Source organism: Sphingomonas sp. Leaf4 (assembly GCF_920939515.1).
Classification (GTDB): domain Bacteria; phylum Pseudomonadota; class Alphaproteobacteria; order Sphingomonadales; family Sphingomonadaceae; genus Sphingomonas.
The window spans coordinates 78071-95914 of record NZ_CAKLBB010000005.1 but is presented as its reverse complement, the minus strand read 5'-3'; the positions used below and the strand labels follow the sequence as shown (position 1 = coordinate 95914).

General features: G+C 68.4%; 12 protein-coding genes and 2 tRNA genes. 6 read left to right on the top strand and 8 right to left on the bottom strand.

From position 1 onward, the window contains the following. Positions 1-113: 113 nt before the first annotated feature. Complete coding sequence (locus LRA89_RS08750; RefSeq protein WP_230769848.1) at positions 114-986, top strand: exonuclease domain-containing protein; 873 nt, start codon at positions 114-116, stop codon at positions 984-986. 312 nt (positions 987-1298) lie between these two features. Here the strand turns inward: LRA89_RS08750 and LRA89_RS08745 are convergent. Beyond that, positions 1299-1375, bottom strand: a tRNA-Arg gene (locus tag LRA89_RS08745). 83 nt (positions 1376-1458) lie between these two features. Between LRA89_RS08745 and LRA89_RS08740 the strand changes: the two genes are divergently transcribed. Then, positions 1459-1947 (top strand): hypothetical protein, encoded by a 489-nt coding sequence (locus LRA89_RS08740; RefSeq protein ID WP_156349162.1) that lies wholly within the window; start codon positions 1459-1461, stop codon positions 1945-1947. A 62-nt stretch (positions 1948-2009) separates the two neighbouring features. On the opposite strand, the gene LRA89_RS08735 is transcribed toward LRA89_RS08740, so the two are convergent. Genes LRA89_RS08735 through hemB form a run of 3 tightly spaced genes read right to left on the bottom strand, consistent with a single transcriptional unit; the run spans position 2010 to position 5724 of the window. Beyond that, the gene (locus tag LRA89_RS08735; protein ID WP_443024952.1) at positions 2010-4214 is read right to left on the bottom strand and encodes a spermidine synthase; all 2205 of its coding nucleotides are present in this window, start codon (positions 4212-4214) and stop codon (positions 2010-2012) included. After that, complete coding sequence (locus LRA89_RS08730) at positions 4211-4741, bottom strand: GNAT family N-acetyltransferase (protein WP_230769847.1); 531 nt, start codon at positions 4739-4741, stop codon at positions 4211-4213. The genes LRA89_RS08735 and LRA89_RS08730 overlap by 4 nt, the downstream gene beginning before the upstream one ends. Further along, positions 4738-5724, bottom strand: a complete 987-nt coding sequence (gene hemB, locus LRA89_RS08725; protein WP_230769846.1) for a porphobilinogen synthase — start codon at positions 5722-5724, stop codon at positions 4738-4740. Before hemB ends, LRA89_RS08730 begins: the two co-directional genes overlap by 4 nt. A gap of 82 nt (positions 5725-5806) precedes the next feature. On the opposite strand from hemB, the gene LRA89_RS08720 reads away from it, so the two are divergent. Beyond that, positions 5807-6685: a diacylglycerol/lipid kinase family protein gene (locus LRA89_RS08720; RefSeq protein ID WP_230769845.1), complete on the top strand. Its 879-nt coding sequence runs from the start codon at positions 5807-5809 to the stop codon at positions 6683-6685. A gap of 113 nt (positions 6686-6798) precedes the next feature. Here the strand turns inward: LRA89_RS08720 and LRA89_RS08715 are convergent, their stop codons facing one another. The 4 genes from LRA89_RS08715 to LRA89_RS08700 all read right to left on the bottom strand — a co-directional run bounded on the left by LRA89_RS08715 (position 6799) and on the right by LRA89_RS08700 (position 12946). Beyond that, positions 6799-9492 (bottom strand): valine--tRNA ligase, encoded by a 2694-nt coding sequence (locus LRA89_RS08715; RefSeq protein ID WP_230769844.1) that lies wholly within the window; start codon positions 9490-9492, stop codon positions 6799-6801. Positions 9493-10096: 604 nt separating this feature from the next. Next, entirely contained in the window at positions 10097-10666 is a 570-nt protein-coding gene (locus LRA89_RS08710) for a DUF2497 domain-containing protein (protein ID WP_056494637.1), read from the bottom strand. A gap of 34 nt (positions 10667-10700) precedes the next feature. After that, entirely contained in the window at positions 10701-12272 is a 1572-nt protein-coding gene (locus tag LRA89_RS08705; RefSeq protein WP_055756464.1) for a TolC family outer membrane protein, read from the bottom strand. Positions 12273-12280: 8 nt separating this feature from the next. After that, the gene (locus LRA89_RS08700; protein WP_230769843.1) at positions 12281-12946 is read right to left on the bottom strand and encodes a protein-L-isoaspartate O-methyltransferase family protein; all 666 of its coding nucleotides are present in this window, start codon (positions 12944-12946) and stop codon (positions 12281-12283) included. Between the two features lie 172 nt (positions 12947-13118). Here LRA89_RS08700 and LRA89_RS08695 point away from each other — a divergent pair. The 3 genes from LRA89_RS08695 (at position 13119) to LRA89_RS08685 (ending at position 17601) form a co-directional block, all read left to right on the top strand. Beyond that, a tRNA-Cys gene (locus LRA89_RS08695) sits at positions 13119-13192 on the top strand. 41 nt (positions 13193-13233) lie between these two features. Beyond that, positions 13234-14091, top strand: a complete 858-nt coding sequence (purU, locus tag LRA89_RS08690; protein ID WP_230769842.1) for a formyltetrahydrofolate deformylase — start codon at positions 13234-13236, stop codon at positions 14089-14091. A 213-nt stretch (positions 14092-14304) separates the two neighbouring features. Next, positions 14305-17601: a glycosyltransferase gene (locus tag LRA89_RS08685; RefSeq protein ID WP_230769841.1), complete on the top strand. Its 3297-nt coding sequence runs from the start codon at positions 14305-14307 to the stop codon at positions 17599-17601. Positions 17602-17844 lie beyond the last annotated feature (243 nt).

The window sequence follows — 17844 nt, the reverse complement described above, 5'->3', positions numbered from 1 at the left end:
ACGCATGTCCCTGGATGACAGGTACAGGCACGACGTCATCATCCGTCGAACGTCGTATCGGTGCGGGCCGGCGGCTTGAACAGGTCCGTCGCCGGCCTGTATGCGCTGTCGCCATGTCGTTGTCCCCCAAGAAGCACGGTGTCGGCGTTGATCGGATCGCGGACGCGCCCGACTTCGTCGTCATCGACGTCGAAACCGCCTGCTCGCGGGTCAGCAGCATCTGCCAGATCGGCATCGTCGGTTTTCGCGACGGGAGGATCGCGTTTGAATATGAAACGCTGGTCGATCCGCAGGAGCAGTTCAGCAGCTTCAACACGCGGATTCACGGCATCACCGCAGAGCATGTGCGGGGGAAACCGAGTTTCGCGGATGTGCATGACGTCGTCAGCCGCCACCTGGGCGGGCGGATCACCGTCGCGCATTCCTATTTCGACAAGGGCGCGATGGCCGCCGCGTGTCGCGTTCACGACCGGACGATGGTCGATACCACATGGCTCGACAGCGTGGGGGTGGCGAAACGGGCGTGGCCGGACCTGCCGAGCCACAAGCTCAATATCGTGTCCCGCCACCTCGGCATCCCGCTGAAGCACCACGACGCGCTCAGCGATGCGCGCGCCGCCGGCATGATCGTCGTGAAGGCCATCGAACATACCGGAGTGTCGCTGGCGGACTGGATGGCGCCGCCGGTGCGGTCGCGCGTTCCCGCTGCCCCGCCGCCGGCCGCGACGGGACCGCTCGCGGGCGAGCGGGTGGCGATCCTCGGCCAGCCCCGCAACGGTCCGCTCGCCCGGCGGATCGCGGCGAGCGGCGGTCGCGTCATGTCCGGGGTGGGCACCACGACCACGATCCTCGTCGTGACCGGGGACGAGCCGTTCGGCTATATTCGCTTCGACGCGCACTATCGCAAGGCGGAGGCGCTGCGGCAGTCCGGCGGCGCGATCAGAATCCTGTCCGAACGCCAGCTCCTCGATTTCCTCGGCACCTGACCGCCCCGTGGTTACGAGGCCGGGCGCGATGTCCAAGCGGATTGCGCCCGGACCATGGCGCGCCCTATCGAGGATTCCGTCGAACCGGTCAAAGGCGAGATAACGGGCGGCGCGTCGAGCCGAAGCCGATCGCCCCGGAAAACTGCCGGAAGACCGGCCGTCCTTACGATGGGCCTGCCGGGACGTGCCGGGGCTCATCGGATGGCTGACCGCACCCGTTGACGACCTGGATCGCGCCGATTTCAGAATATGCGGTATGATACCACGGACAAAGAAAACCCCGCCAAGTCACTGACTTAGCGGGGCTTTCCATGGTGCACCCAGAGCGATTCGAACGCCCGACCCTCAGATTCGTAGTCTGATGCTCTATCCAGCTGAGCTATGGGTGCCCGGTGGAGGCCGCCTGTTAGATGGGGAAATTCATGCTGGCAACCCCGTTGTGTCATTTTTTTATGCTGACTATCGAATATCCATGACCCGAGCCCGCATCCTGTCCGCCTTTCTTGCCCTCAGCGCCTGCGCCGCGCCATCGGGGGACTATCCCTCGCTATTGCCGCGCCCGATCGAGCGGATCAGCCTCGCTGAACCGGTCCGCCCGGTCGCGGTCGCCACGCCCGATGCGGCGCTCGATTCCCGGATCGCCGCGCTCACCGCAGCGGTCGCCACCGCCAGCGGCAGGTTCGACACCGCCGTCGCCCGCGCCCGCCCGGCGGTACGCAGCGGCACCGGCAAGGCCGAAGGCAGCGAGCCATGGCTCGGCGCACAGGTCGCGCTGGCCGGGCTAGACGTGGCGCGTACCGGGATCGATGCGCCGGTCGCCGATCTCGAACGCCTCGCGATTGATCGTGCCGCCGCCGGGCAGCCGCCCTATCCCGCGCTCGACGCCGCGCTGGAGCGCGCGACCCGCACCGCCACCGCCCAGCGCGCAACGATCGCAGCACTGACGGCCGCCCTGCGCTGACGCCGTGAGGTCTGGTCCAACGGGGTTGGATCAGTACGGCATCCGCCTGAGCGGATCGGACGTTACTGCAACGCCCGCAGGACGGGCAGGATCGACGCATAATCGTCGGTCCATGGCGAGGCATCGGACGGCGGCAGCGGCACCCAGTCGCCACCGCTCGCCAGCAATTCGGCAAGCACCTCCGGGTCGGGGGTGAGCGCGATCCATTCGGACCCGGTTTCGCCGTTCGCCTCGCTCGCCGGCTGGTACGACAATCCAGCCGCCATCCACCCGCCCGCCGTCGCCGCGACCACAGGTCCCAGATCGAGGTAGCGGTTGGAGATATGCACCAGCAGCAACCCCTTGGGTCCCAGTACCCGGCGATAGGTCGCGAACGCCTCGCGCGTCATCAGGTGCATCGGCACCGCGTCCGACGAAAAGGCATCGAGCACGAGCAGGTCGAGGCTGTTCGCCGGCTGATCGGTCAGCGACAGCCGCGCATCGCCCATCACGATCCGCGCGTCGGGCAGGCAGTTGCGCAGGAACGTGAACGCCCCCGAATCACGCGCGATCCGCACCACCGTCGGGTCGATCTCGTAGAAGCGCCATTGCTGCCCCGGCCGCGCGTAGCACGACAGCGTCCCCGTCCCCAGTCCGACGACGCCGATGCGCGCTTTCGGACCATAGATCATGGGGGCAGCGCGCAGCGCCTCGCCGACGCCCGATTGCGGCACGTAATAGGTCGTCGGCGTCCGTTCGCGTGCCGGCGATCCGGTCAACTGGATGCCGTGCAGCGTCGTGCCATGCTGCAACTCGCGCACGCCATTGCCGTGGGCCACGGTATAGACGCCGAAATAGCTGCGGGTCCTCGCCCCCGGCTCCAGCGACAGTTCGATCGCGCGATAGCCACCGAACAGATACAGCGCCCCGGCCAGCGCCACGACATAGGGCAGCCGCGCGCCGATCGCGAACAGCCCGATCGCGACGATCCCGAAGAAGGCGACGGCATCGGCCTTTGCGCCCAGCATCCCGGCCGGATTGGTCAGCCCCAGCACCACCAGCACGAAGACTCCGCCGATCGCCACGACCGACAGCACCGTCGCCCGCGCGCGCCACAGCCGCTCGGTTATCGGCAGCAGAAACGGCAGCGGCGCGAGCAACCCGGCGGAGAGGATCAGCAGCGGATATTCGTAGGTCCAGTCGAACACCACCGGCGCGACCAGCCCGGCGAACACCCCGCCCAGCGCGCCGCCGACCGACATCGCCAGATAAAAGCCGGTCAACCGCGCCGGGGCGGGGCGCAGCGCGTGCATCCGGGTATGCAGCGACACCGACACCGCGAACAGCAGCAGCAGCGCCGCCAGTGCGTTCAGCAGCGGAAAATCATGATGCCCGGCGATCATCATGCCGCCGAACACGAGGATCGTGATCGGCGCATAGCGGGTGATCGCCTCTGCCATCCCCCGCCGGTCGGCAAAGGCGACGGTGAAACTCAGCAGATACAGGCCGAGCGGCAGCACCCACAGCAGCGGCACCGCGACGATGTCGGTCGTCAGGAAGGTCGTCGTCGCCAGCATCAGCCCCGAGGGCACGAGCGCCAGCACGATCCAGTGCGCCACCCGCCGCACCCCCGGTGCCGGCCCCGGATCACCGACGACGACGGCGTCGCGCCGCAGCGGCAACAGCCAGCCGCAGGCGACGACCAGCAACAGCAGCACGCCATAGCCGATGCTCCAGCCCCAGCTCTGCCCTTTGAGCGACAGCAGCGGTTCGACCAGCAACGGATAGGCGATCAGCCCGGCGAAACTGCCGACGTTCGACGCCGCATAGAGCGCATAGGGATCGCGCCCCGGACAGGCGAACGCGAACCAGCGTTGCAGCAGCGGTGCCTGCGCCGACACCGCGAAGAACAACGGCCCGATCGATGCCGCCAGCAGCCACGGCGTCCACAGCACCGGTTCGGCCCCGGCGGGCACCTGCCCCGCCAGCACCCCGATCGGCAGCCATGCGGCGGCGAGCAACAGCAGGAGCAGATGCACCGTCGCCTGCGCCTTGGGCACCAGCTTGCCGAGCAGATGGGCATAGGCATAACCGCCGAGCAGCAGTGCCTGATACACCAGCATCGCCGAATTCCACACCGCCGGCGCGCCACCCAGTTGCGGCAACGCCATGCGCGCGACCATCGGCTGGACGAGGAACAGCAGGAACGATCCGGTCAGGATCGCCGCGACATAGGTCAGCCGGATCGGCAGGCCACCGCCCCGCCCCTCGCCTTCGCCATCGCTCACGGGCGCGTCTTCCAATAGGTGATGTGGCGTTTGAGCGGGCTGTCATCGGGCACCGCCGGATGGTCGAAATCCTCAGGCCGGCTGCGCACCATGCCGAGCCGCTCCATCAATCCCCAACTGCGTATATTGGTCGCGGCAGTGATCGCCCCGATGCGATCGACGCCCAGATTGGCGAACCCCCAGTCGAGACTGGCCATCGCCGCCTCGCGCGCCAATCCCTGCCCCCAATATTCCTTGCCGAAGCGCCAGCCGATCTCGACTCCGCCTTCCAGCGGCGTGTCTTCCGCGCCGGGTTTCAGCCCACAAAAACCGATCATCGTCGCGGTCGCCCGCGCCTCGACGACCCAGAAACAATAGCCGTGCGTCGCCTGATAGCCGTCCTGCCGGTCGATCGCGGCATCGACTTCGGCCGGGGTCATCGGCGCCGGGAAATAGCGCATCACCTCCAGGTCGGCGCAATGCGAGTAGAATATCGGCCGGTCGCGATCTTCCCAGCGGCGCAGCACCAGCCGTTCGGTCGCGATCATGGCTGGAGCAACCGCGCCGCATGAACCGCGTGATAGGTCAGCACCCCGCTCGCCCCCGCCCGCTTAAACGCCAGCAGCGTTTCGAGGACCAGCGCGTCACGATCCCCCGCGCCCGCCGCTACCGCCGCCTCGATCATCGCATATTCGCCCGACACCTGATACGCGAACACCGGCACGCGGAACTCGGCCTTCACCTTGGCCACGATGTCGAGATACGGCAGCCCCGGCTTCACCATCACGCTGTCCGCGCCCTCGGCCAGATCGAGCGCGACCTCGCGCAGCGCTTCCTCATGGTTGGCGGGGTCCATCTGATAGGTCTTCTTGTCGCCCTTCAGCAGCCCGCGAGAACCCACCGCATCGCGGAACGGGCCGTAGAAGGCGCTGGCATATTTGGCGGCATAGGCCATGATCTGGACGTTGTGATGCCCGTCCGCCTCCAGTGCGGCGCGGATGATGCCAATACGGCCGTCCATCATGTCCGACGGAGCGATGATGTCGCTGCCCGCCGCCGCCTGCACCCGTGCCTGCCGTACCAGTGCCTGTGCGGTCACGTCGTTCAGCACATAGCCCGCCGCATCGACGATCCCGTCGTGACCATGGCTGGTATAGGGGTCGAGCGCGACGTCGGTCAGCACGCCGATGTCGGGCACCGCCTCCTTGATCGCGCGGATCGCGCGGCACATCAGATTGTCGGGGTTATACGCCTCCTTGCCGTCGTCGCTGCGCAGCGCTTGCGGCGTATTGGGGAACAGCGCGACGACCGGAATACCCAGGTCGCGCGCCTCACGCACCCGCTCGACCAGCGAAGGGAGCGTCCAGCGGGTGACGCCGGGCAATTGCCGGACCGGCGTATCCTCGCCCTCGGTCACGAACAGCGGCCAGATCAGATCGGCGGGCGTCAGCAGCGTTTCGGCATGCAGACGGCGGCTCCAGGCGGACGCGCGGGTGCGGCGAAGGCGCAGCGCGGGGTAAGCGGCGGACATGGGCCGGACTTGTGGGCCAAGCACCGTATCGGATCAACCGAAAGTCGTGCGGCGATTTTCGTTACGGAGCGTTACCGACCGCATGACGCAGATCCGATCCGCCGCCATGATCGTCAACGCCCGGTCACGGCGTGGTCAGGCCCAGTTCGCCGAGGCCTGCCAGGCGATGCAGGGCCTGCCGTACAAGGTCGACGCGCATGCGGTGGAGAACCCCGACGACCTCGTCCCGCGGCTGAAACAGGCGCTGGCCGCCAAGCCCGATCTGGTGGTGCTGGGTGGTGGCGACGGGACGATCAGCAGCCTTGTCGATCATCTGCTGGGGCATGACGTGATCCTCGGCGTGCTGCCGTTCGGCACCGCCAACAGCTTTTGCCGGACGCTCGGCATCCCGCTCGATATTGCAGGCGCGGTCGACGTGCTGCGCACCGGTGCGCCGCGCCGGATCGACCTCGGCATGGTCGATGGCGATTATTACGCCAATTGCGCCGCGATCGGCATCTCGCCGCTGATCGCGCAGACCATTCCGCACGGCGTCAAGAAATTGTTCGGGCGCGCGGGCTATCTCAGTTGGGCGGCGCTCCAGTTCGCCCGGTTCCAGCCGTTCGAGCTGACCGTCACCAACGGCAGCCATGTCCAGCGACTGACCGCGACCGAAGTGCGCATTTCCAACGGCCCCTATCACGGCGGCACCGAACTGGTCGAAGAGGCGCAGGTCGACAGCGGCGAGATCGTCGTTCAGGTCGTGTGCGGCAAGGGCAAGCGTTCGCTGGTCCGCAACTGGGCAGCGGGGTTCTTCCGCCTCGACTCGCGCCGGGTCGATACCGTGTCGTTCCACGGGAAGTCGCTCAGGATCGAAACCGTGCCGCGCCTGCCGATCTCGATCGATGGCGAGGTGCTGGCCAAGACGCCGGTAACGGCGAAGATCGCCGCCGGAATCATCGAGGTGATGGCGCCGGCTTGACACCACTCTTCGTCATTCCGGCGCAGGCCGGAATCCATGGACACGGGCGCTGTCGATAGATGCGCCAACGTCACCCCATCCATGGATTCCGGCCTACGCCGGAATGACGGGAACTACCCCAACCGCCCCAACGCCGCGTGCAGCCGCGCCGCCTCGGCCATCTTGTCGGCATGATCGGCCCGCGCCTTGTCCACCGCCTCGGGCTTCGCGCGTTCGACGAAGCTGGCGTTGCCCAGCCGCCTGGCCAGCGCATCGCGTTCCTTCTCCGCCGCCGCGATCGCCTTGGTCAGCCGCGCGCGCTCCGCGTCGAGGTCGATCACCTCGCCCAGCGGCAGGACGAACGTCGCCTCGTCCACCACGATCTGGAGCGCGCCGCCCGCCGGTGCCTCGCCCTCGACCCGGTCGACCCGCGCGAGCCGCGCCAGCACCGCCGCCTGCGCGTCCAGCTGCTCGCCCGTCACGCCCGAGGCATCGCGGACATGGAGCGGCAGCCGCGCGCCGGGCGGCACGTTCAATTCGGTCCGCGCGGCGCGGATTTCGCTCACCAGCCGGATCAGCCAGTCGATCTCGGCGCGCGCGCCCGGATCGATCGCGCGCGCATCGGCCATCGGCCAGCGCGCGACGATCAGGTCGTTGTCGCGTTCCCCCAGCGCGTGCCACAGTTCCTCGGTGATGAACGGCATGAACGGGTGGAGCATGACGAGGATCTGGTCGAGCACCCATCCCGCCACCGCGCGGGTTTCCTCGGCACCCTCGCCACCGCCCTGCAACACCGGCTTGATGAGTTCGAGATACCAGTCGCAGAACCGGCTCCACACGAACTGATAGATGGTGTTGGCCGCCCCGTCGAAGCGCAGGTCGGCAAGTGCCAGGTCGAGCGCCTGTACTGTCTCGATCGTCTCGGCGATGATCCAGCGGTTGACCGCGAGGTCGGCCTTGGGTGCTTCCAGCGCCTGCGACGCGCCGATGCCGTTGGCCTGCGCGAAGCGAGTGGCGTTCCACAGCTTGGTCGCGAAGTTGCGATAGCCCTCGACCCGCTTCTCATCCATCTTGATGTCGCGGCCCTGACTCTCCATCGCCGCCATGAAGAAGCGCAGCGCATCGGCGCCATAGGCATCGATCAGCCCGAGCGGATCGACGGTATTGCCCTTCGACTTCGACATTTTCGCGCCATCGGCGGCGCGGACGAGCCCGTGGAGATACAGCGTCTTGAAGGGCACTTCCTTCATGAAGTGGATGCCCTGCATCAGCATCCGCGCATCCCAGAAGAACAGGATGTCGAAGCCGGAAATCAGCACGTCGTTGCTGTAGCGCCCGCCCAGCGTCGGGTCGGTGTTCTCCGGCCAGCCGAGCGTGGCGAACGGCCACAGCGCGGAGGAGAACCACGTATCAAGGACGTCCTCGTCCTGCTTGAGCGCAACGCCCTCCCCCGCTTCGGCCTGCGCTTCCGCATGGGTTTCGGCGACGAACACGCGGCCATCGTCGGCAAACCACGCCGGAATGCGATGCCCCCACCACAACTGCCGCGATACGCACCACGGCTGGATGTTCTCCATCCAGTTGAAATAGGTCTTTTCCCATGACTTGGGCACGATCTTCACCGCGCCCGACCGCACCGCCTCGATCGCCGGCTGGGCCAGCGTCGCGGCGTCAACATACCATTGGTCGGTCAGCCACGGTTCGATCACCACGCCCGACCGGTCGCCATAGGGCGTCTGGATACGACGCGGTTCGGCGTCATGCTCCACCCCGTCCTTGTCGACGTGCGGCACGAGGAAGCCCTGTTCCTTGAGCGCGGCGACGACGAGACGGCGAGCGTCGGCCGGAGCCTTCGGGTCATTGCCCGGCAGTCCGAGATACTCGGCCGGGATCAGCCCGTCGGCGGTCTGGCAGACCTGCGCCTTGGCATCGAGCATGTTGAGCATGTCGGCGGCCTTGAACCCGGCGCGCTTGCCGACCTCGAAGTCGTTGAAGTCATGCCCCGGCGTGATCTTGACCGCGCCCGACCCCAGTTCGGGATCGGCATGCTCGTCGGCGACGATCGGGATCAGCCGGCCGGTGATCGGCAAGCGAACCATCTGCCCGATCAGCGCGGTATAGCGTTCGTCCGCCGGGTTCACCGCCACGGCCATGTCGGCCAGCATCGTCTCCGGCCGGGTCGTCGCGACCTCAATAAAACCGCGGCCGTCTGCCAACGGGTAGCGCAAGTGCCAGAAACTGCCCTGCACCTCGCGCGTCTCGACCTCCAGATCGCTGATCGCGGTGCCGAGGCCCGGGTCCCAGTTCACCAGCCGTTTGTCGCGGTAGAGCAGCCCTTCGCGGTAGAGTTGCACGAAGACCTTCAGCACGGCAGCCGAAAATCCCTCGTCCATCGTGAAGCGTTCGTTCGACCAGTCCATCGAACAGCCCAGCCGCCGGAGCTGCCCGGTGATCGTGCCGCCGCTCTCCGCCTTCCATTCCCACACCTTGCCGACGAAATCGTCGCGAGTGAAATCGGTGCGCTTCTGCCCGGCCTGCGCCATTCGCCGCTCGACCACCATCTGCGTCGCGATGCCGGCATGATCGGTGCCGACCACCCAGCGTGCGTCCTTGCCCTGCAACCGCGCGTGGCGGACGAGAATGTCCTGCAACGTGTTGTCGAGCGCGTGACCGATGTGCAGGCTGCCCGTGACGTTGGGCGGCGGGTTGACGATCGTCCACGGCTGCGCGCCCGGCCGTTCGGAGCGGAACAGGCCGGCCTGTTCCCAGTGCGGATACCAGCGGGCCTCGATGGCGGCGGGGTCGAAGGTCTTGGGCAGTTCGCTCATGCTGCGGCGAATGGCGCGGAACCGGCGGGGTTGCAAGGGGCGGGTCGCCCCGTGCTGCTGCCGGGAAGGGAAGATTGGTTCACGCGAAGGCGCGGAGACGCGAAGGGGTTACGCCTAGGTCCGATCGACATTCCGTCGACCGTGACGCCAGCAAAGACCATTTCCGTCACCCCGGACTTGTTCCGGGGTGACGAAGAAGGGCGGCATTTTCGACTACGAACTGCACCGGAATGGCTGAGTGTCGATCGGCCCCAGGGCTGATCCACCCATCCCGAAACAAACGTCATCCCGGCGAAGGCTTGGATCTCCCGGGGAGTGCGCGCGACAGGAGCCGCTTGAGGCCCCAACCTTCGCCGGGGCGACGGTTCCGGGCGGGCGGATCAAGTTTCAGAAAGGGAAAGAGGATTTTCGCGCAGAGGCGCAGAGGCGCGAAGAATATCACGCCTGCCGCGACAGCGGCGCTTCAACTTCACCGGGGGCAGGCGAGAGGCTTCGCCGGAACGCCGACGGATGTTGCGCCCGCAATCCCCTCTGCGCCTCCGCGCCTCTGCGCGAAAACCCCTTCTGCTTTTTCTCCGCGCCTTCGCGTGAACCGGTCCTGCTTCTACCGCCCGCTGATCCGGGCGATTTCCTTGGCGACCATCGTCTCGACGATGCCGGGCAGCTTGGCGTCGAGCCATTCGCGCAACATCGGGCGGAGCATCTCGCGCACCAGCCCTTCGAGCGAATCGGTGCCCGGCGTCTCGGGCTTCACCAGCATCCGCGACAACTGGTCGAGCGAACCACGGCTCGCCTCGGCCGCGCGGTCGGAAACGATCGCCGGATCGATCGAGGGTGCGGCGGCGGCAGGCATCGGCGCAGGCTCCTGCACGGGGGGTTCGGGTTCGGCGACGACGCGGGGGGCCTCGGCGACGGGTTCGGGCGCTTCGGCCCGGATCGGTTCGACACGGATCGATTCGACCTTGGCCTGTTCGATCCGCGGCGGCGGTGGCGCCGCGACGCTGTGGTTCAGTTCGAGGATGTCGTCACGGTCGTCCAGCTCGCGCGGCTGCGCGGTGCGGATCGACTTGCGGCCACGAATGGCCTGTGCCGATCCTTCGCCTTCCTCGGCGATGATCCGTTTGATCGAGGACAGGATGTCCTCCATCGACGTATCGGCTCCGACATCCCCCATCGCCACCCTCATGTGCAAACGTCCCTGTAATCGCTCAGTTGTCGGGTCTGGCGGCCGGACTGTCAACGCCCGGTGTCACGCCATCGCCGCCACGACGCCGGTCCGGCGCGTCGAGCCCGTCGGTCGGGGTATAGGGATTGGCACTGCGCTGCAACTTCGGATCAAGCTCGCGCGTCACCGCCGGCGTCTGCGCGGGGGTGTTCACCGTGCCCGGCGCGACCGGTTTCGGCGCGGGGTCGTCGCTCCAGTCCCAGCTCTTGCCCCGTACCCGGTCGTAATTGGCGACTGGATCGTAGAGCGCGCCGCCGTCGAGTCCGAGGTCGCGCGCCTCCGCCCGGCCCATCGCCGCCAGCAGCGCGAAGCCCGCGACATAGGCGTCACGCCGCGCCGTCACCAACTGCACCTGCGAATTGAGCAGTTCCTGTTCGGCATCGAGAATGTCGAGGATGGTGCGCGTGCCGACGCTGTTCTCGGCGCGCACGCCCTCCAGCGACAGCTTGTTGGCGGTGATCTGCACTTCCGACGACTGGATCACCCGCAACGCCGATTGCCATGCGGCATAGGCGGAGCGCGCGTCGGACACGACGGCGCGCTCGGTCTGCGTCACCTGTTCGATCGCGACGCCCTCCAGCGCCTGCGCCCGGCGGATCTGCGCGGCGGGGCGGCCGCCCTGATAGAAGGGCATCGTCACCCGCACGCCAGCCTGCGCCTGTCCACCGTCCTGTTGCAGCACGATGCCGTCGATCGACTGCGCCGATCCGAGGAAGCTGGTATAGCTGCCGGTCAGGAACGCGCCGACCTGCGGCAGCCGGTCCGCCCGCGCGACACGGACATCGAACCCGGCGGCGTCGCTCGCCCGCTGCGCCGCGACCAGTGCCGGATTGTTGGCGACCGCGACCCGCACCGCGCCGTTCGGATCGGCGGGGAGGTTGGGCAGGCCCGGCGGTGGATCGAGCCGGCCGGCCGGGGCACCCGTGACCTCGACGTAATTCTCGCGGCTGGTGACGAGGTTCGCCTCGGCCTGCTGCAACTGCGCCTGTGCCTGCGCCAGCCGCGCCTCGGACTGGGCGACGTCGGTGCGGGTCAGGTCGCCGACCTGGAACCGGTCGCCCGACGCGCGCAGGTTCACCTGCAACACGCTGACATTCTGCTGGTTCAGCCGGACGATCGCCTCGTCGCGCAGCACGTCGTTATAGGCCGCGACGACGAGGGTGAAGACATTGGCCTCGGTGCTGCGCAGGCTGGCGCGACCCGCCAGCACCCGCGCATCGGCGGCGCGCACGCCGTTCTTCACCGCGCCCCCGGCATAGAGCGGTAGCGACGCGGTCGCCTGCGCCTGGCCGATGCGCGGGGCCTGCGTCACGCCGCGCGTCTGGGTGTTGAGTACCTGTTCGGTGACGGTGCCCTGCGTCGTAACCTGCGGCAGCCCCTGCGACCGCGCGATCGGCACGGTTTCGTCGGTGGCGCGCAGATTGGCGCGCGCCCCGGTCAACTGCGGGTTGGTCGCATAGGCGCGCACCAGCGCCTCGCGCAGCGTTTCGGCCCCCGCCGGTCCGGCAAGGAGCGCGACGAACGCGGCTCCCGCGGCAAACTTCCCCCCCCGCATCGTCTTCCTTACCTTGCGAACTGGAACGTCTTGGGACGGGCAAAGCCCGGCAGCACGACGCAATCGAGATCGGCGAACTCGGTCAGGCCAAAGCCGCCGCCGGTCTTGCGGCCGAGCGCCAGCCGGGTGACGCCGCGATCGACGATTCCGGTGGTCAGCCGCCCGCCCGGTGCCAGTTGGTCGACGATCGCGTCGGGCACCTGCTCGACCGCGCCGTCGATGATGATGACGTCATAGGGCGCGGCGGCGGCCCAGCCCTGCGTCAACGGTCCCTCGACCACTTCGGCACCGGCGACGGCGCCGCGCGCGGTCGCGACCATCGCCGCATCCTCCTCCAGCGCCACGACCGATCCGGCGATCCGCGCGGTGACGGCGGCCGAATAGCCGGTGGCGGCACCGATAATCAGCACCCGGTCGTCGGCCAGGACCTCGGCGGCGGTCAGCAGCCGGCCGAGGATCAGCGGCGCGTTGATCGCCCGGCCCCCGCCCAGCGGCAGCGCGGCATCGCGATAGGCCACGCCCGCCTGCGCGGCGGGGACAAACGCCTCGCGCGGCACGTCGCCCATCGCCTCCACGACGCGCGGATCGCTCACCGCGCTGGTGCGAAGCTGGCTGACGACCATCGCATGGCGCATGGCGTCGAAATCGGACGGGGAACGGGTCGTGTCGGTCATGGCGGAGTCCTGTCGCACAACTGTTTTAGGGGCGCAATACACATCGCGCGAATTCGCCGGCTGTCTATCGCGCCGGCGCACCGCCGCCAAGCGAGCAGAAACGTATATTTTGCCCGGAGGCGGTTGACACCGCGCCCTTGCCCGCGCATTGGCCCGCCTCCCACGACATCGAGGCGCGATGGCGGAGTGGTGACGCAGAGGACTGCAAATCCTTGCACCCGGGTTCGATTCCCGGTCGCGCCTCCAGTCGGTTTCCCGACATTCTTGATTTCTTAAGGGTGCAGCCGATGACCGCGCACGTCCTGACGCTGTCCTGCGCCGACCGGATCGGCATCGTCGCCGCCGTCAGCGGGCACCTTGCCGGCATCGACGGCTTCATCCTCGACAGTCAGCAATATGCCGATCTCGACGCCGGCCGCTTCTTCCTGCGCGTCGAGTTTCGCGGCGCAGGCCCCGCCTTCCCCGCCGCGGCCGATGCCTTGCGCGCCGGCTTCGCACCCGTCGCCGGGCGGTTCGGGTGCGACTGGTCGATCACGCCGCGCGACGCGCGGATGCGGATCGTCATCGCGGTGTCGAAGGGCAGCCATTGCCTCAACGACCTGCTCCACCGCTGGAAGACCGGCGACCTGCCGGTCGAGATTGTCGGCGTCGTCTCCAACCACGAAACCCTGCGCGCGCTGACCGAATGGCATGGCGTGCCGTTCCATCACCTGCCGATCGTCGATGGCGACCGCGCCGGCCAGGAAGCGGCGATGATGGCCGTGGTGCGGGACGCGCAGGCCGACCTGCTGGTCCTCGCCCGCTACATGCAGGTGCTGGGACCCGATCTGTCGGCGGCGCTCGCCGGCCGCTGCATCAACATCCATCACAGCTTCCTGCCGAGCTTCAAGGGTGCCCGCCCCTATGCCCGCGCGCATGATCGCGGCGTCAAGCTGATCGGCGCGACCGCGCATTACGTCACCGGCGATCTCGACGAAGGCCCGATCATCGAACAGGCGGTCGAGCGCGTCGACCACCGCGACACCGAAGCCGATCTGATCCGCATCGGCCGCGATGTCGAGGCACAGGTGCTGGCCCGCGCCGTCCGCTGGGCCGCCGAACGCCGCGTGTTCCTGAACGGCCACCGGACGGTGGTGTTTCGGTAACGCAAAATCCCCCCTCCCTGACAAGGGAGGGGCTGGGGGTGGGTTGGCTTGCGAGGAACGGTGACGCCCGCCACGGGCCGACCCACCCCCGCCCCCTCCCTTGTCAGGGAGGGGAGTATGCCCGCCCCCCGTGACGAAAAGTTCATGCGGCGCTCACCGCCCCGCCGCCCGCCGCCCCCTAAGCGCCGATCCGATGCAACAGGGACACCGGCGTTGAGCAAACCCATCTTCTTCGATCCGACCGGGCGGCGTGGCGTCCGGGCACGGCGCGGCGTCGCGCTGCTGATCCTCGCCGTGGTGCTGGCGGCGATCGCGTTCGCCACCACGCTCGTCGTGACGCCGCGCTCGCTCGGGCTGCCGCTGCCGTTCGCCAGGCGGCATGGCGAGGCGTTCGCGCCGCGCGATGACCGGCTTGCGCGCCCCGACCGCTGGTTGCCGCGCCGCGCCGTGCCCTCGCCCGACACGCCGCAGACGATCGGCTTCTACGCGCCCGACACCGACGGCGGCATCGCGTCGCTGCGCGCCCATGCCCGCCAGCTCGACTGGGTCGTGCCCGCGCTGGTCACGGTCGACGGCACCCAGCCCCACCCGATCGCCGACCGCCAGCTCGACCAGTTCCTCGCCACCACCCCCCATGCGCCGAAGCTGGTGCCGATGGTCCAGAACATCGTCGGCGACGGCTGGGACGGCACCGGTGCCGCCACAATGCTCGCCGACCGGGCAAAGCAACAGACGCTCATCGCCGCGCTCGCCACCTATGTCCGGCAGCAGCACGCCGGCGGCATCGTGATGGATTACGAGAGCATGCCCGCCGCCGCCGTCGCGCGCTATCCCGCCTTCCTCGCCCGGCTGCACGCCGCCTTGCCCAAGGGAGCCGAACTCGCCGTCACCGCGCCAGCGGGCGACGCCGACTGGAACCTCGCCGCGCTCGCCAAGGTCAGCGACCGGGTGATGCTGATGGCCTATGACGAGCATTGGGAAAGCGGCAGCGCCGGGCCGATCGCCTCGCAGCCGTGGTTTCTGGCGCAGGTCGAAGCGGCCATCGCCAAGGTCGGCCGCGACAAGCTGACCGTGGCGCTCGGCAGCTACGCCTATGACTGGCACGGCCGGACCGCCGACGCGCTGTCGATCGAGGAAGCATGGCTCGCCGCGCAGGATGCCGGCGCGGCCGTGGGCTTCGACCGCACCAGCGGCAACGCCGGCTTCGCCTATGACGACGAGGACGGCGCGCATCACCAGATTTGGATGCTCGACGCGGTGACAAGCTGGAACGAGATGGCGGCGCTGCGCCGGCTCGGGATCGACGACGTGGCGCTGTGGCGGCTCGGCAGCGAGGACGCCGGCTTCTGGAACGACCTTGCCGCCTTCCGCACGCCCGCAAAGGTGCCACGGCTCGAAGCGCCGCACACCGCGCTCAACGTCGATGTCGAGGGCAGCGGCGAAATCCTCAAGATCACCGCCCGCCCGACTGAGGGCCAGCGCGCGCTGACCTTCACCCCGCAGGGCGTCATCGCGAACGAGGACTATCGCCGCCTGCCGACCCCCTATGTCGTCCAGCGCGCCGGTGCCGCCGATCCAAAAGCGATCGCGCTGACCTTCGACGACGGCCCCGACCCCACCTGGACCCCGCCGATCCTCGACGTTCTGGAAAAAGCCAAGGTTCCCGGCAGTTTCTTCGTGGTTGGTGAGAATGCGCTCGAACATCCCGGCCTTCTGCAACGGATGGTCCGCGACGGTGACGAGATCGGCAACCACAGCTACACCCACCCCAATCTCGCCACCACCGGCGAGCACACGACGAAGCTGGAGCTGAACGCTACCCAGCGGCTGATCGAGGCCTATACCGGCCGGTCGACCACCCTCTTCCGCGCGCCCTATTTCGGCGACGCCGAACCGACGACGATGGACGAGATCGCGCCCGCGCTGCTTGCGCAGGATCTAGGCTATACCGTCGTCGGGCTGCATATCGATCCCAACGACTGGCAGCGGCCCGGCACCGACGCGATCGTGACCCAGGTGGTGAACCAGATCGCCGCCGCCACGCCCGAAAACTCGGGCAACGTCGTGCTGCTCCACGACGGCGGCGGCGACCGCGCGCAGACGGTGGCGGCGCTCCCGCAGATCATCGCCACGCTGAAAGCCCGCGGCTATCACTTCGTCACCGCCTCGCAACTGGTCGGCGTGCCGCAAGCGGTGGCGATGCCCAAGGTACAGGGCCGCGACCTGCTGGCGGTGCGCACCGACGTCGCTATCTTTATCGTGCTGGCGATCCTCTCGATCGTGCTGGCGTGGCTGTTCTATCTCGCCATTGCCCTCGGCATCGCCCGCGCGGTGCTGCTCGCCGGGCTGGCGTGGTTTCAGGCGCGGCGCCAACGGCCGGTGCCGCCGGTGTATCGACCCAGCGTCTCGGTCATCATCCCCGCCTATAACGAGGAGAGGGTGATCGCCGATTCGGTCGCGCGCGTGCTGGCCAGCGACTATCCGGGGCTGCAGGTCATCGTCGTCGACGACGGGTCGAAGGACGCGACCAGCACGGTGGTGCGCGAGCGCTTCTCCGGCGACGCCCGCGTCACGCTGCTGACGCTGGTCAACGGCGGCAAGGCGGCGGCGCTCAACCGCGCGCTCCGGGATGCGACCGGCGAGGTCGTGATCGCGCTCGACGCCGATACCCAGTTCGAGGTGACGACGATCGCCCGCCTCGCCCGCTGGTTCGCCGATCCCCGGCTGGGCGCGGTCGCGGGCGACGCCCGCGTCGGCAACCGGGTGAACCTCGTCACCCGCTGGCAGGCGGTCGAATATATCACCGCGCAGAACCTCGAACGTCGCGCGCTCGCCGGCTTCGACGCGATGACGGTGGTGCCGGGCGCGGTCGGCGCATGGCGGCGGGCGGCGCTCGATGCGGTCGGCGGCTACCCGGAGGATACGCTGGCGGAGGATCAGGACCTGACCATCGCGATCCAGCGTGCCGGCTGGCGCGTCACCTATGATCCGCGTGCCGTCGCGTGGACCGAAGCGCCCGAAAGCTTCAGGGCACTCGCCAAGCAGCGCTACCGCTGGGCGTTCGGCACGCTGCAATGCCTGTGGAAGCACCGCGCCATCCTGCGTACCGGCAAGCCCGCCGGCCTCGCCCGGATCGGCTTGCCGCAGGCGTGGCTGTTCCAGATCGCGTTCGCCGCCATCTCGCCGCTGATCGACCTCGCGCTGCTGCTCTCGATCACCGGCACCATCGTCCGCGTCGTCCAGCACGGCTGGGCGCAGACCAGCGGCGACGTCGGCACGATGGGGCTCTACTGGCTGGCATTCACCGCGATCGACGTGGCGTGCGGCTGGATCGCCTATCGCCTCGACGGCAACCGCGCGCGCTACCCCGCGCATCTGCTGGTCGCGCAGCGGCTGGTGTACCGCCAGATCATGTACTGGGTGGTGCTGCGCGCCATCGCCTCGGCGATCGGCGGGTTCGTCGTCGGCTGGGGCAAGCTGGAACGCAGCGGCCGGGTGGCGGCGGCGTGAGGGCGGGTGTGAAAACGCACGGCTGCGGGTTTGGCGGATCGACATTCAGTCGGCCGTGACGCCAGCAAAGACCACCTCCGTCACCCCGGACTTGTTCCGGGGTCCACCGTGCGGCAATCGAGGCCGATCGAGGCACTTGCGACAGCTTGCGCAGCTAGGTGGACCCCGGAACAAGTCCGGGGTGACGAAGGTAGGGTGGTGTTTTCGACTACGAACTGCACCTGAATAGCTGAATGTCGATCG